The sequence below is a fragment of the Staphylococcus sp. IVB6214 genome (genome assembly GCF_025558585.1).
Classification (GTDB): Bacteria; Bacillota; Bacilli; order Staphylococcales; family Staphylococcaceae; genus Staphylococcus.
Genome location: NZ_CP094723.1, coordinates 575,635 through 591,754 on the forward strand (window position 1 = coordinate 575,635; position 16,120 = coordinate 591,754).

General features: G+C 36.0%; 9 protein-coding genes. 5 read left to right on the top strand and 4 right to left on the bottom strand.

Annotated elements, in window-relative coordinates:
- Positions 1–47: 47 nt before the first annotated feature.
- From MUA51_RS02830 to MUA51_RS02845, 4 genes are all read right to left on the bottom strand, one after another.
- Entirely contained in the window at positions 48–992 is a 945-nt protein-coding gene (locus tag MUA51_RS02830) for a glycerophosphodiester phosphodiesterase (protein ID WP_262560364.1), read from the bottom strand.
- A 166-nt stretch (positions 993–1,158) separates the two neighbouring features.
- Positions 1,159–2,157: an ornithine carbamoyltransferase gene (argF, locus tag MUA51_RS02835; RefSeq protein ID WP_262560365.1), complete on the bottom strand. Its 999-nt coding sequence runs from the start codon at positions 2,155–2,157 to the stop codon at positions 1,159–1,161.
- Positions 2,158–2,471: 314 nt separating this feature from the next.
- A complete protein-coding gene (gene argH / locus MUA51_RS02840) occupies positions 2,472–3,845 on the bottom strand; it encodes an argininosuccinate lyase (protein WP_262560366.1) in 1,374 nt (457 codons plus the stop codon).
- The gene (locus MUA51_RS02845) at positions 3,838–5,040 is read right to left on the bottom strand and encodes an argininosuccinate synthase (RefSeq protein ID WP_262560367.1); all 1,203 of its coding nucleotides are present in this window, start codon (positions 5,038–5,040) and stop codon (positions 3,838–3,840) included. The genes argH and MUA51_RS02845 overlap by 8 nt, the downstream gene beginning before the upstream one ends.
- Before the next feature lie 191 nt (positions 5,041–5,231).
- Between MUA51_RS02845 and MUA51_RS02850 the strand changes: the two genes are divergently transcribed.
- The 5 genes from MUA51_RS02850 to addA all read left to right on the top strand — a co-directional run bounded on the left by MUA51_RS02850 (position 5,232) and on the right by addA (position 16,048).
- Positions 5,232–6,563, top strand: coding sequence for a glucose-6-phosphate isomerase (locus MUA51_RS02850; protein ID WP_262560368.1), 1,332 nt, complete (start codon positions 5,232–5,234; stop codon positions 6,561–6,563).
- 379 nt (positions 6,564–6,942) lie between these two features.
- Positions 6,943–7,521 carry a signal peptidase I gene (lepB, locus tag MUA51_RS02855; protein ID WP_262560369.1) on the top strand — a complete coding sequence of 193 codons (579 nt, stop codon included), beginning with the start codon at positions 6,943–6,945 and terminating at the stop codon, positions 7,519–7,521.
- 102 nt (positions 7,522–7,623) lie between these two features.
- Positions 7,624–8,765, top strand: a protein-coding gene (locus MUA51_RS02860) for an IS3 family transposase (RefSeq protein ID WP_262559995.1) whose coding sequence is annotated in 2 segments (ribosomal slippage) — positions 7,624–7,894 and positions 7,894–8,765 — 1,143 coding nt in all. Because the reading frame shifts where the segments join, the coding sequence is not laid out codon by codon here.
- A 180-nt stretch (positions 8,766–8,945) separates the two neighbouring features.
- The gene (gene addB, locus MUA51_RS02865) at positions 8,946–12,416 is read left to right on the top strand and encodes a helicase-exonuclease AddAB subunit AddB (protein ID WP_262560370.1); all 3,471 of its coding nucleotides are present in this window, start codon (positions 8,946–8,948) and stop codon (positions 12,414–12,416) included.
- Complete coding sequence (gene addA, locus MUA51_RS02870) at positions 12,413–16,048, top strand: helicase-exonuclease AddAB subunit AddA (RefSeq protein ID WP_262560372.1); 3,636 nt, start codon at positions 12,413–12,415, stop codon at positions 16,046–16,048. Before addB ends, addA begins: the two co-directional genes overlap by 4 nt.
- The last annotated feature ends 72 nt before the right edge of the window (positions 16,049–16,120 follow it).

Sequence of the window (16,120 nt, forward strand, 5' to 3'; positions counted from 1 at the left end):
ATAATAAATTTTTAAAATAGAGACACCCAATGTGGTGTCTCTATTTTTTAAGATTCATTGATGATTTTGTTGTAAATATCAGGATAGTTTGTAAATAGACCTGTCACACCATAATCATTTAAGCGTTTCATCGATTCGACATCATTAACGGTATATGGATGAATATGAAAACCGTATCGACGTAATTGTTGTGTATTTTGTGCTGTTAAGTCTTTGTAGTCTGGTCCGACACCAATCGCATAATGCTTAATGTGTTCAAGGTCGTTATCATTGTATTGTTGCAATTCACCAACATCCATCAATTGAACAAGCGGTATGTTAGGATTTAAATGATGCAATTTCAATAAACTCTCTTGAGAAAATGATTGAATGATAACTTTACCTTTACTCAGGTGGTTTTTCTTATCTAATCCATGATCTTTAAGCGCTGACAACAGTTTTTCTTCCATTCCCGGATAGACATCAGGAGACTTCGTTTCGATATAATAGTTCGTTTGTGTACCATAGCGGGAAAAAATTTCATCTAACGTCGGTACTTTTTGACCAACATAATTTTGATTTTGAAGATTTGGATGTGCTGTATTAAACCATGAACCAGCATCTAGTTGTTTTAGTTCATTAAGCGTATATTCAGATACACGACCTGATCCATTAGTCGTACGGTCAACCGTTTCATCGTGCATCGCAACTAAGTGTCCGTCTTTTGTCACTTGAAGATCAATTTCTAAATAATCTGCACCCATTTCATGCAAACTTTTATCGTATGCCGAAAATGTATGTTCTGGTGCATAACCACTTGCGCCACGATGTCCAATATTGACATGTGACTTATTAAGAACATTTTTATGGCTTGGAGAAAGATATGATGCTTGTTGATTGTTATGCTCATTTTCCATTGCACTTGCATGAGTAAAAGATGAAGTAGTCAGTGATGATACTAATAGTGAAGCAGTTAATCCAGTTGATACAAGAACTTTCGAAGTATATTTCATTAAAATGCCTCCTTAAAATGGGAATATACTACTAAAGTAAAAAGTTGTATCATTAAATTCAAGAGATTTTTCTGAATTTTTACAATATTTACGCTGGCTTAAAATAAGGAGAGTCACCGTACAAGTGGTTTTTCGATGATTGTCGTAAAGCAACGCAACCTTTCATCTATTCTCCTAATGTTGCGACCATCATCGCTTTAATTGTATGTACTCTATTCTCTGCTTCTTGGAAAACGACAGAGTACGCACTTTCGAATACTTCATTTGTTACTTCCATTTCTGTAAGACCATATTTCTCGTAAATTTCTTTCCCAATAATTGTATCCGTATTGTGAAATGCGGGGAGGCAATGTTCAAAAATAACGTTTGGATTTCCAGTTTTTTGTATTAATGCTTGAGTCACACGATAGGGTTCTAATAATTTAATACGCTTTTCCCAAACTTCTTCAGGTTCACCCATAGATACCCAAACATCTGTATAAATAACATCAGAACCTTTTACGCCTTCATCGATATCATCTGTAACAAGAATGTTACCACCAGTTTTTTCGGCAATATTTTTACATTGTTTTAATGGTTCGTCTGTGGGATTTAAAGCTTTAGGACATATAAGATGGAAGGTCATTCCCATTACCGCAGCCCCTTGCATTAAGGCATTTGCTACATTATTACGTCCATCCCCAATGTATGTAAAGTTGATTTTATCATAAGGCTTGTTTAATACTTCTTTAGCTGTCAAAAAGTCTGCAAGCACTTGGGTAGGGTGGTCTTCATCTGTTAACCCATTCCATACAGGTATGCCAGAGTATTCCGCTAACTCTTCAACAATTCGCTGTGAGAACCCACGATACTCAATACCGTCATACATGCTACCTAATACGCGAGCTGTATCTTTGATAGATTCTTTTATTCCCATTTGTGAGCCTGTTGGACCAAGATATGTGACATGTGCTCCTTGGTCATATGCTGCGATTTCAAATGCACAGCGTGTACGTGTGGAGTCTTTCTCAAAAATAAGTGCAATATTTTTACCTTTTAATTTCTGTTGTTCTAATCCCGCATATTTTGCATGTTTCAGAGTTTCTGATAAATCAAGCAAAAATTTTAAGTCATCTTGAGAGAAGTCTAATAGAGATAAAAAGTTCCTGCCTTTTAAGTTTTTCATGTTGTTTCTCCTTTCACCGATGTCGCGCCAATATATATAGAATATTCTGAAAAGAAGTGGTATAGGTAGATCCAATAATTAATTCACAAAATAGCTTTTTAAATTTGTAGAATTGCGACGTTCTATCGAGAATTTTGCTTTATGAACACTGACAATTGGTTTTTCAGAACGCAAATTTATGATGTCTCAGCCTGGTGATTATCCCAATAGAAGCTTTGAGTAATGAGATAATAAAAAAGGGGATAAGTCTGTTGAATATAAAGTTTCCTAAGCATTGGCGACTTTATACAATTGTCTTATCCCTTTGTAGTGATCTATAAATACTGTTTTGCAACGTCAATCTGGTGTTTTACTGCATCTTGACCGGTTGCGCCATAACTTTTACGACGTTTGACTGCTTCGTCAGGTTGAAGGTATGTGTATATGTCTTCATCAATTTCTGGTGCTTGAGCTTTATAAACATCTAATGGTACATCTAACAAATAGAGATTTTTTTGGATTGACCAGAGAACGATTTTACCAACAATCTCATGTGCATCTCTGAATGGAATACCTTTCATCACGAGATAGTCTGCAAGTTCTGTTGCGTTTGAAAAGTCTTGTCTGACTGTTGCAGCCAATCTATCTGTATTGACAGTCATGCTAGCGACCATGCCTTCAAAGATTTTTAAAGAACCTTTTAATGTATGAATAGCATCAAATAATCCTTCTTTATCTTCTTGCATATCTTTATTGTAAGCGAGTGGCAATCCTTTAAGCGTCATCAACATACTCATTAAATGACCAGTTGTTCGGCCGACCTTCCCACGAATGAGTTCAGCCATGTCTGGGTTTTTCTTCTGTGGCATTATGGAAGATCCTGTTGAGAATGCATCAGACAATGTGACAAACTTTGCCTCTTCGGACGACCAGAAAATAATTTCTTCTGCGAAACGTGAAAGATGAACCATTGTTAAGCTAATGTTGTGTAATGTTTCTACGATGTAATCACGATCACTAACCGCATCTAGACTATTTTCGTAGATACCTTCAAATCCAAGTAAGGATTGTGTTTCATGACGATCAATTGGATAAGTTGTACCACTTAATGCTGCTGCACCTAATGGAGACAAATCAATACGCTTTAATGCATCTGTAAATCTTGACTTATCGCGTTCTAACATCCAAAAATAAGTCATGATATGATGTGCAAAAGAGATAGGTTGAGCACGTTGTAAATGTGTATAGCCAGGCATAATCGTATCCACATGTTGTTCTGCTAATTCAACGATTGTTTTCTGAAACGAAGTAATACTTTTAATGATATGTTGAACTTCTTTCTTTGTATATAAGTGCATATCTGTCGCAACTTGGTCATTACGGCTACGTCCTGTATGTAACTTACCACCGACAGAACCAATGCGTTGAATCAGTTCATGCTCAATATTGAGATGAATGTCTTCGAGTGATTCTTGTAAAGGCACTTTGTCATCATGAATGTCTTGTTGAATGACCTTAAGTTCAGAGATAATCGTAGAAGCTTCATCTTTTGTCAAAATGCCTTGGTTCGCAAGCATCGTGGCATGGGCGATACTTCCTTGAATATCTTCATCTACTAAGTTTTTATCAAAATGGATAGATGCATTAAATGCATCTACCCAATCTTCAGGTTTCTCTTCAAATCTACCGCCCCATGCTTTTTTACTCATCTGCATAACCTCCGTGTAACATCGCATTCACTTGTGTTGGTAGACCGAAAATGTCGATAAATCCAACAGCTGATTGTTGATTGAATGCATCTTCTTTTGTATAAGTTGCTAATTTTTCATTATAAAGTGTAAAGTCTGACTTTCTACCATTTACAATTGCATGACCTTTAAATAGTTTGACTCTTACATCACCTGTTACAAATTTTTGAGTATGATCAATAAATGCTTTTAGTGCATCTGTAAGTGGAGAGAACCATAGGCCGTTATAGACCATTTCTGATAATTGTTTTTCAACAACTGGTTTAAAATGTGCGACGTCTTTAGAAAGTGTAATGGTTTCTAAACCTTTGTGTGCTTTTAAGATTACTTCAGCACCAGGCACTTCATAAACCTCTCTCGATTTGATACCTACAAGTCTATTTTCAATGTGATCGATACGTCCGATGCCATGTTTACCTGCCATATCATTCAAATGTAAAATCATGTCATCTAATGCGTATGCCTTGCCATCGATATGTGTTGGAATACCTTCAGTGAATGTAATAATAATCTCGTCTGCTTCATCTGGTGTATCTTCTAATTCATTTGTTAAGTCATATGCGTCAGCAGGGGGTGCAACGTACGGATCTTCTAATACACCACATTCGTTTGCACGACCCCATAAGTTTTGGTCAATTGAATATGGAGAATCTTTGCCAACGGGTACTGGAATGTTGTGTTTCTTTGCATATTCTAACTCTTCTTCACGACTCCAGCCCCATTCTCTGACAGGAGCAATCACTTTTAAGCTAGGGTCTAATGCTTTGATTGCTACTTCAAAGCGTACTTGGTCGTTCCCTTTGCCAGTACATCCATGTGCAATCGCAACCGCATCTGTCTTATGTGCAATTTCGACAAGTTTTTTTGAAATTAAAGGTCGTGACAAAGCAGATACGAGTGGGTACGTCTGTTCATACATTAAGTTACCTTTAATGGCATAACCTACGTATTCTTCTGCAAATTCTTTCGTCGCATCAATAATATGTGACTCAATTGCGCCCATATCTAAAGCTTTTTGATATACAACGTCTAAATCTTTTCCCTCACCAACGTCTAAGCAACATGCAACAACATCGTATCCTTGTTCAATCAGCCATTGCACAGCTACGCTTGTATCTAATCCACCTGAATATGCTAATACTACCTTCTGTTTCATAAAACTGTCACCTCGTGTTTTAATGTTTTTGCTTAATTAGTATACTAGCACGTTATGAGTTATTATGCAAGTATTTAAATAAATATACATAACTGATTTATATTACTTTTCGTACTATTCACCTTAATTGAATTTCGCAATATATGTTAGTAAAATAAAGATGAGTTCAGTTAAATTAGGAGGCAAAGTGCATGACACATATCCAGTTTGATTACAAAAAGGCATTACAATTTTTTGGACAGCATGAATTAGAACAACAACAAGATCAAGTGAAACTGATTCATCGCACAATCCACGAAGGAACAGGCGCTGGCAATGACTTTTTAGGATGGGTTGATTTACCAGTTGATTATGATAAGGATGAATTTGATCGCATTTTAAAAGCAGCAGAAGAGATTAAGTCCCATTCAGATGTACTTGTTGTCATTGGTATTGGTGGCTCTTATTTAGGTGCACGTTCAGCGATTGAAATGTTGACACCAGCATTTAAAAAGAATGACGACTTACCAGAAATTGTTTTTGCTGGTCATCACCTTTCTTCATCTTATACACAAGAATTAATTGATTATTTAGATGGTAAAGATTTCTCTGTGAATGTTATTTCAAAATCAGGAACAACGACAGAACCAGCTGTGGCATTCCGTTTATTTAAACAATTATTAGAAGAAAAATACGGAAAAGAAGAAGCGGTAAAACGTATCTTTGCGACAACAGATAAAGAAAAAGGTGCATTAAAACAACTTGCGACAAATGAAGGTTATGCATCATTTGTCGTACCTGATGATGTCGGTGGACGTTTCTCTGTATTAACAGCGGTAGGTCTATTACCAATCGCAGTCGCTGGTATTGATATTGAAGCAATGATGTCAGGTGCAGCAAAAGCACGTGAAGAATTGTCATCAGATGATTTATCACAAAATATTGCATATCAATATGCATCAATCCGCAATGTGTTGTACAACAAAGGTTATACAACTGAAATGTTAATTAACTACGAACCATCATTACAATATTTCAATGAATGGTGGAAACAATTGTTTGGTGAGTCAGAAGGTAAAGACTTGAAAGGCATCTACCCATCAAGTGCTAACTTTACAACAGACTTACATTCATTAGGTCAATATGTTCAAGAAGGACGTCGCTTCTTATTTGAAACAGTTTTAAAAGTAGATACACCAAAACACAATATTACAATTGAAGAAGACGCGGATGATTTAGATGGTCTTAACTATTTAGCGGGTAAAACAGTTGACGAAGTGAATACTAAAGCATTTGAAGGAACGTTATTAGCTCATACAGATGGTGGCGTACCAAACTTAGTGATCACATTACCAAAATTAGATGCAGAAACATACGGCTATCTTGTCTACTTCTTTGAATTGTCTGTTGCAATGAGTGGCTATCAATTAGGTGTAAATCCATTCAACCAACCTGGTGTAGAAGCATACAAACAAAATATGTTTGCATTGCTAGGTAAACCAGGATTTGAAGATAAGAAAAAAGATTTAGAAGCTCGTTTATAATTGTATGATTGATTTGACTAGTAGTAGGAGTTAAATGATTTTATCGTTATAGAACACAACTATATCTGTACAAAACCCCCACAGCGGTCTAAAGCTTTGTGGGGGTTTTGTGCGATCATTTTGAATGATTTCTATTAAATAGTCAGATGCTAAAAACATCAAAATACAGACATTGACCGCTATTTATTATATGTGTTGTCGTTACATTTTTGAAATATAAGTGATATAGAAATCATTAACCTTTCATTTTGGTTATGTGATATGATAAAAAGTACAGTCTATACGAAATCATAACGAGGGTATAAAAGATGCACAAAAACGCAGGTTGTTTATTGTATAATAGTTGCATCTGATATTTTATCTTTAAGAGGTGTCAATAGTGAAAAAAGAAACGATAGAATGGATTATTTCGATAGGATTAGCACTCCTTATCGTTGGATTACTCTATACATTTGTAATTAAACCTTATAATGTGCAAGGTGACTCAATGCATCCTACATTAAAAGATGGAGACCGTTTAATTGTGAATAAGATTGGTAAGACGTTAGGACATTTGGACAATGGGAATGTGATTGTGTTCCATGCTGACGAATCAGCAGACTATGTAAAACGTATTATCGGAAAACCAGGCGATCATGTAGAATATAAAAATGATCAATTGTATTTAAATGGAAAGAAAGTACATGAACCATATCTTGACTATAACTTAAAACATAAGTCATATGATGAAATTACTGGACCTGTGAATTCTCAAGATTTACAGGGGAGCGATGGAAAATATCAAATACCAAAAGACAAATATTTGGTGTTAGGGGATAATCGTGAAGTCAGTAAAGATAGTCGTACGATTGGTTTGATTGATAAAGACCAAATCGTCGGTAAGGTTTCTTTAAGATACTGGCCGGTAAGTGAGTTTAAAGTCAACTTTAACCCAGATCATACAGAAGAAACACCATAATGTGAACAACAGTCTAGTGTGAGCTGACCCCATATAGTGGGAACTTTATAAAAACACTTTCGTTGAATTCAGTTAAAATGAATTTACGGAGGTGTTTTTTCTATGCGCAGAGTGGCGTATTCAGTTGAAACAAAGTTTAAAGCAGTGAAGATGAAAGCAGAAGGTTATACAACTAAAGAAATTATGTGTGAATTAAATATTAGAAATAGCACACAGGTAAAAACATGGTGGAGATGGTATAGAAAGGGTGAAACATATCGATTTAGTCAACAAGTAGGCAAACAATACTCCTATAATAAAGGATTAGTGGAACTTTCTGAACTGGAACAATTAAAGTTAAAGAATAGAAGAAATCAAGCCGAAATAGATATTTTAAAAAAGTACAAGGAATTGGAAAGGAAGTGGTACCTGAAGTAGTGATAGAATTAGTGGATGAGTTAAAGCACAGGCATCCTGTGAAGCTGATTTTGGAAGTGTTGAATGTCCCTAAATCAAATTACTACCGTTGGAAAAATAAGAAGAAAACGGAAGATACAACAGTTAAAAAGGTTAAGGAATTATGTGAAGATAATCATTACACGTACGGCTATCGCAAGATAACTGCTCTGATGAATCAGGCCTCTAAACAACCGATAAACCATAAACGTGTACAAAGAATTATGAGAGAAAATAATTTGAATTGTAGAGTTAGAATTAAGAAATCTAAACGTCGAGGGAAGGCATATTATCTTACAAGCAATAAACTGAATGGTAACTTTAGAGCAAATCAACCTCTACAAGTACTGACTACTGATATTACGTATCTTCCCTTTGGTAATTCAATGTTGTATTTATCTTCAATCATCGATTTATATAACGGTGAAATTGTGGCTTATAAGATTAGCGATACACAAGATCAAAGTTTGGTAAATGACACCTTAAACCAAATTGATATTCCAGAAGAATGTCTACTTCATAGCGATCAAGGAAGCGTCTATACATCGCATGCTTACTACCAATTATGCGAAGAAAAGGGCATTATCAGAAGTATGTCTCGCAAAGGTACACCTGCTGATAACGCCCCGATAGAATGTTTCCATTCCTCGCTAAAGTGTGAAACATTTTATCTTAACAATGAGTTAAATAACTCTAATTTCATTGTAAAGGATATTGTCGAAAAGTACATTGAAAACTATAATAATAATCGAATTCAACAAAAATTAGGCTACTTATCCCCTGTGCAATACAGAAAATTAGCAGCCTAATTCAAGTGTTTTTATGTGAGTCCCATATTAAGGGTGCAGTGCCAGTGAGTAGTAAGTGCTACTTGCTAGGCTTTTTTTGACTGTTTATTTCAGCTTCATAAATATAAATAAAACATTTTAGTTATTTTTAGGAAGCATATATAATGGAAATAACGCTATTTAACAGTGAGGGGGAATTGTATGTTTCGTGCTTATATAGGAAAGGCAGGCACTGGTAAGACGACAGCAATGATGAATGAGATTAAACATAAGATACAAGAAGCACCCTTAGGAGAGCCGATTGTTGTTGTGACACCGATGCAAGGAACGTATTTATATGAACAAGCTTTTATCAGTGATTCGTCATTACAAGGCAGTTTGCGAGCGGAAGTGTTACATTTCGATAGACTTAGCCATCGTGTGTTTCAAGAAGTAGGTGGTGTGCGTGAAACACGTTTATCAACGACGTCCATTGAGATGATGATCTATCATATTTTAGAGGATGTTCGCACACAGTTGAAGTTGTATCAATCTCAAGTGAAGTATTTAGGGTTTAGTTCAAAAGTACGCGAACAAATTCAAGATTTTGAAAAGTATGCAGTGACACCAGAAATTGTTATAAACAGTGCAAAGAACACGCAATTATCTAAAAGAACTCAAGATAAGCTACATGATATGGGACTAGTCTATGAGACATTACAAACACGTATGGGCTCTGATTATCTAACAGCGGAAGGTTTGATGCACCGTTTCATATCGATGATCCCGAAGTCTGAGTGGTTGCGCAAAGCGGATATTTATATCGACGGTTTTCATAACTTTTCGACACAGGAATATCAGGTGATAGAAGCACTGGTGCAACATGCGAAGTCAATGACAGTCTTGCTGACAACAAATGGCGATATGGATCCATTAAGTATGTTTCGTAAGCCATCAGAATCACTCACACATCTTCATGAAATTGCAGAAAATCTAAATGTAACGTTAGAGATTGAACGTTTTAACGATATGTATCGTTTTAAACAGACAACCATGAAAGTATTAGCGTCAGAGTTCGATGCTTTACAACCAACACCAACACAGTCAAACGATGGGGCAGTGAGAATATTTGAAGCGACATCAACACGTGAAGAAGTGAATGAAGTTGCACGACAAATTTTGGCAGATGTGAGAGACCATCGATATCGCTATCGTGATATTGCTGTTTTATATCGTGATCCTCACTATGCATATTTATTAGAATCAATTTTTGCACAGTATGATATTCCATATAATATAGATGTGAAACGCTCAATGGCGCATCATCCTATTATGGAAATGTTTGTCAGTATGATTGAAGCTTTAAGAACCGGTTGGAGATTTGAACCGATGATGCGCTTGTTTAAAACAAATGTACTCACACAAAATATTGAAAACAGTCGTTACTTAATAGATTTACTGGAAAACTATGCGTTGGAACGTGGTATTCAAGGTCAAAATTGGTTTGACGATGGCAAATTCCAACTTGATAGTTTTAAAAAGATGGGCATCAAACGACATCGTACGCGCACTGACGACGAAGAAGAAACATTTCGACGTGTCATATCGTTGAAGGATTCGGTGTTACAAAAGATTGCACATTTGGGCAACAAACTGAAAGAAGGCAAACATGCAGTTGATCATGCGACAGCGTTTTATGATGTGTTAGAATCATTTGAACTTCCCTCTCAACTCATGACCTATCGTGATACATTAGAGTCAAATGGGAAACATGAAAAAGCGGAAGAATTAGATCAAATCTGGAAAGGATTTATCCGTATCTTAGACGAAATTGTTTCTGTATTTGGTCAAAAAGAAATGACATATTCACATTTTCTAGAACTGCTAGATGTTGGCTTGAATGGTTTGGAATTTTCAATGATTCCGCAAACAATGGATCAAGTGACAATCGGTTCAATGGATCTAGCAAAAGTTGACAATAAATGTCATGTCTATTTAATCGGTATGAATGATGGCGTGCTACCACAACCCATCAGTGGCAAGAGCTTGATGTCTGATGAAGAGAAAAAGCAATTCGAAACACATACGGGTATGCAGTTAAGCCCAACAGCAGATGTTTTACAAATGGATGAAGCCTTTGTTGGATATTTTGCAATGACACGAGCATGTGAACGACTAACGATGACATATAGTTTAATGGATAGTAGTGGATCAGAAAAAGAAGGTAGTCCTTATTTGAATGACGTGAAAAAGATTTTACAATCTGTAGAAATTCAAAATATCGCACACCGTAACTCTGAAGAAGCAATGCGTCGTATCGTTCATCCGCATCAGACGAAAGTTCATTTATTTGAATCACTTCGTACTTGGATGGAGGGGCAACCGGTTTCAGATACATGGTTTACAGCATATGATGTGATGTCAAAAGAGCCATCGTTGCAGTCAGGTATGGCACACTTAACAACAGCATTAGATTACCGTAATAAGACGATACAATTAGACCAAGATTTGACGTTTGCATTGTATGGGAAAACAATCAATGCGAGTGTGTCACGTTTTGAAAGTTACAATAATTGTCCGTTTAAACATTATGTATCGCATGGCTTGAAGTTGAACGAGCGTACGAAGTATGAGTTGCAGAATTTTGAACTTGGAACGATATTCCATGATGTTTTACGATATATTGCTGAACAAATTGGAGGTAGTTTCCAAACATTAACACCTGATGAGATTCAAAATTTAACGAAACAAGCGTTAGATGAATACTTACCAAAAGTACAGTTTAATCTTTTAAATGCTACGTCTTATTATCAATATTTGTCACAGCGTATCGGTGAAATTGTTCAAACAACGCTTGAAGCTTTACGTTATCAAGCGGAGTATTCAAAGTTTCGACCAATTGCATTTGAGAAATCTTTCCGCAAGAAGCCGCATTCTGATGAAGAGTTAATTGCGTCAACCTTAATGACAACACAAGGGGTACCGATTAATATACGTGGACAAATCGACCGAATTGATACCTTCAATCATAATGGTAAAAGTTTTATTAATATTATTGATTATAAATCGTCTGAATCAAGTTCAGAGTTGGACTTAGTGAAAGTGTATTATGGATTACAAATGCAAATGATGACATATATGGATATTGCATTACAAAATAAAGTACGGTTAGGTTTAAAAGATGAAGTCAAACCGGGTGGATTTTTATATATGCATGTCCATAAATTTAAAGATAAAAAACGTGCATGGGATGAAGTAAATCCAGATGATTATGAAGCTAAATTTTTAAAATCATACAAACTGAATGGTTTCTTAAATAGTGATCCAGATGTGATAGAAGGTTATGACTGTCGCTTAGAAAATGGCGTTGGTTCAGATATTGTCCCTGTGGCACTTACTAAAAAAGGTGATTTTAATAAAAGAGACAGTAAGGTTATTGATGAAGAGATGATATACAAACTGATAGAACGAAACAAAGAAAACTTTGTGCGTACTGCTTCACAAATTATGGATGGACATACTGAAGTGGCACCGTTGAAATATAGAGAAGCGCTACCATGTAGCTATTGTCAATACAAATCAGTGTGTCATGTAGATAGTTTGATTGATAGTGCGAAATATCGTCAAGTGGATGAAAAAATTAAACCGTTAGAGATTCTTGCGACAAGTGAAGAAGGGAAGGGGACACGATGATTCCAACAAAACCAAAAGATGTACAGTGGACAGATGCGCAGTGGGAAAGTATTTATGCGAAAGATCAGGATATTCTAGTAGCAGCTGCGGCTGGATCTGGCAAGACGGCAGTCTTAGTTGAGCGAATCATTCAACGTATATTACGAGATGACATTGATGTTGACCGCCTACTTGTTGTAACCTTCACAAATGCCAGTGCACGAGAAATGAGACATCGTATTGAAGCGAGTATTCAAAAAGCTTCATTTGAGGATCCGGGCAATCAACATTTGAAAAATCAGCGTGCTAAAATTCACCAAGCACAAATTTCAACATTGCATAGTTTTTGTTTGAAGTTAATTCAACAACATTATGATCAAATTGAATTGGATCCAAACTTTCGAACTGCAAGCGAAGTTGAAAATGTATTGTTACTCAATCAAGCGATAGATGATGTGTTTGAAGATCATTATAAACGCTTAGATCCTCAGTTTATTACACTGACAGAGCATTTATCATCAGATAGAAGCGATGAAAGCTTGAGAGAGATTGTTAAAAAGATGTATTACTTTAGTATCGCCAATCCACAACCGTTTGCATGGTTAAATAGATTGGATGAACCTTATCGTAATAGTGAGTTACAAGAACATTATATTGCGATACTCGATGAATATATCCAATTATACTTAGAAGCGGCACGAGATACTTTGGATCAACTGTATGAACAATTGGAATTGATAGGATTTTGTGAAGCTCATATTGACTTGATCAATAAACATCGTGACTTTTTCCGTCAACTGTTGTCTGAAGCTATCATCGATCGAGACAAAATCAGAGCGTTTAAGTACGGAAGAATGCCGAATAGACCTGCTGAAGTGAAAGAAGACCCACAGCTTGCAGACGCGTATAAATTTTTTGAAAAAACATTCAAACGTTATAAAGCATATGTTGAGAGAGTCAAACAGTTTGTTGGGCGTGATCGTCAAACGTTAAAACAAGAATTGGCAGACTTGGCTCCTCGTGTTGCGTATCTTGCGGAACTAACGAAAGATGTCATAGTAAAGTTTGAATCGGAAAAACGTGCACGTAATATTATTGATTTTGCCGATTATGAGCATATGGCATTGCGTATTTTGTTAAACGAAGATGGCACACCTTCTCAAATTGCGGATGCATATCGTGCGCAGTTTGATGAAATATTAGTCGACGAATATCAAGATACGAACCGTGTACAAGAGGCGATTATTTCAAGCATTAAACGTGGCAATGAGTCGAATGGCAATTTGTTTATGGTTGGTGATGTGAAGCAATCGATTTATAAGTTCCGTCAAGCTGACCCAAGCCTCTTTATTGAGAAGTATGAGCGATTTAATCAACCAAATCAATCGAGTGGGAAACGCATTGATTTGTCACAAAACTTCCGTTCTCGTAAAGAAGTATTAGCGACAACAAACTATATATTCAAACATATGATGGATCCAGCAATTGGTGAAATAGATTACGATGAAGCGGCGAGTTTATATGATGGTGCATCATTTGATGATATGACCTATCCTGTACATTTAACAACATTATTGAAAGATAGTTCACTTGATTTGAATAAAGGAGAACAAGAAGCAGCGCTCATTGCACAACAAGTAGAGACAATTCTTGAAACACAAAAAGTATATGATTTTGATTTAAAAGGTTATCGTCCAGCGACTTATAAAGATATTGTCGTCTTAGAATCAAGTACATCGAATCTCAGAAATATTCAACAAGTATTCAAGGATAAAAACATTCCGTTTTATGCGAAAAGCAAAGAAGGCTACTTTGAACAAACAGAAGTGCGTTTGATGTTGTCATTTTTAAGAACGATAGACAATCCATTACAAGATGTTTATCTTGTCGGCTTAATGCGTTCAGTGATTTATCAATTTAGCGAAGCCGAATTAGCACAAATTCGCGTGGTTGCGCCGAATGAAGATTACTTCTATCAAACAATGCAACAATATTTGAAATCAGAAGATGCGTCCCCGGAATTGCAAGGCAAGGTAAGACAATTTTTACACGACTTAAATGTCTATCGTCGTTACAGTCAATCACACCCAGTCTATCAATTGATTGATAAACTTTTTAATGATCATTATATTCCACAATATTTTAGTGGCTTAGTTGGTGGAGAAGGTCGTCGTGCAAACTTACATGGGCTATTTAATAAAGCGATTGAGTTTGACCATTCAAGTTATCGTGGTCTGTTCCAATTTATTCGCTTCATTGATGAAATGATAGATCGCGGCCAAGACTTTGGGGAAGAAAATGTCATTGGTCCAAATGATGATGTAGTAAGATGGATGACAGTACACAGCAGTAAAGGATTGGAATTTCCATTTGTCATCTATTCGGGTTTGAGCAGAGAATTTAATAAGAAAGATTTACAAAAACCTGTTATATTAAATCAATATGAAGGGTTAGGTCTCCAATATTACGATACAGAACATAGTTTGTTCTATCCATCGTTAATATCAATGACTATTGAGTTGATCAATCAGAAAGAACTGATTTCAGAAAGAATGCGTTTGATTTATGTTGCATTGACGCGTGCAAAAGAGCAGTTATATCTCATTGGAACAGTGGATGATACTGATACACTAGATCAACTGACGGCATGGTCAGTGACCGACAATCGACTTGGTACGATTGAACGTTTTACAGCGAAAAGTCCTTTTCAACTTATTTATAGTGTATTGAGTAAGCAGAAGGCAACGCACTTGTTACCTAAACAACGATTTGATCAAACAATAGATGCGTTACCGAATTACTTAAAGCCAACGGTCGAGATTCAGCATGTGGAAGCACAAGATATTATTTCAATAGATGATGAGATATCTGATACATCAACACCATCCGTAACATTGTTAAAAGAGCGTCTTCAAAATGCAACTATCACATCGAAAGAAGCAGAAGAGATAAAAGAACGTTTACTGTTTGAATATCCAAATCAAGTGGCTGTGACACATCCGTCAAAACAGTCAGTTTCTGAACTAAAACGTCAGTTAGAAACAGAACAAGCAGATACAAACTATGAACGTGTCCGTCAATATCGTCTTGGTGCTGTCACATATGAACGCCCTATTTTTATGCAGGAACAACAGCGAAATGCTGCTGAAGTCGGAACATTAATGCATACGGTGATGCAGCATTTGCCGTTTAAAGAAGCACGACTGACAGAACCAGAATTGTATGCCTACATTGATCAGTTAGTCGCACAGGCAATTATTGATGAAGAAGCAATTCAAGATATCAACATTGATGAAGTGAAACGATTTGTAGATAGTGACTTATACTTACGCATAGCAAAAAGTGATGCGATTTATCGTGAGTTACCCTTTATCGTGAATCAAAATGCTGTCGAATCGAAAGACAGAGAAGATGCGATTATTCAAGGGATGATTGATCTTGTATTTGAAGAAGATGGTCATTATTACTTCGTTGATTATAAGACAGATGTTTTCGTTCGACGAAGAGGCATGACGGATGAAGAACTTGGTCAACAATTGAAAGAGAAGTACCGTATTCAAATGAAGTACTATCAACAGGCACTAGAAGTTATATTGAAGCAAAAAGTATCCGGTTCATTATATTTCTTTAAATTTGGTGAGATTACAATTTAATCAGATAATGATAAAAATTTGTGATTTATCTAAAATTTTCGTTATAATGGCTATAAGATATACGTTAGGAGC

Bases quoted from the DNA above. Each gene is read 5' to 3' on its own strand.
- argH (WP_262560366.1), bottom strand. From the start codon at position 3,845: ATGAGTAAAAAAGCATGGGGCGGTAGATTTGAAGAGAAACCTGAAGAT.
- MUA51_RS02830 (WP_262560364.1), bottom strand. From the start codon at position 992: ATGAAATATACTTCGAAAGTTCTTGTATCAACTGGATTAACTGCTTCA.
- argF (WP_262560365.1), bottom strand. From the start codon at position 2,157: ATGAAAAACTTAAAAGGCAGGAACTTTTTATCTCTATTAGACTTCTCT.
- addA (WP_262560372.1), top strand. From the start codon at position 12,413: ATGATTCCAACAAAACCAAAAGATGTACAGTGGACAGATGCGCAGTGG.
- addB (WP_262560370.1), top strand. From the start codon at position 8,946: ATGTTTCGTGCTTATATAGGAAAGGCAGGCACTGGTAAGACGACAGCA.
- MUA51_RS02845 (WP_262560367.1), bottom strand. From the start codon at position 5,040: ATGAAACAGAAGGTAGTATTAGCATATTCAGGTGGATTAGATACAAGC.
- MUA51_RS02850 (WP_262560368.1), top strand. From the start codon at position 5,232: ATGACACATATCCAGTTTGATTACAAAAAGGCATTACAATTTTTTGGA.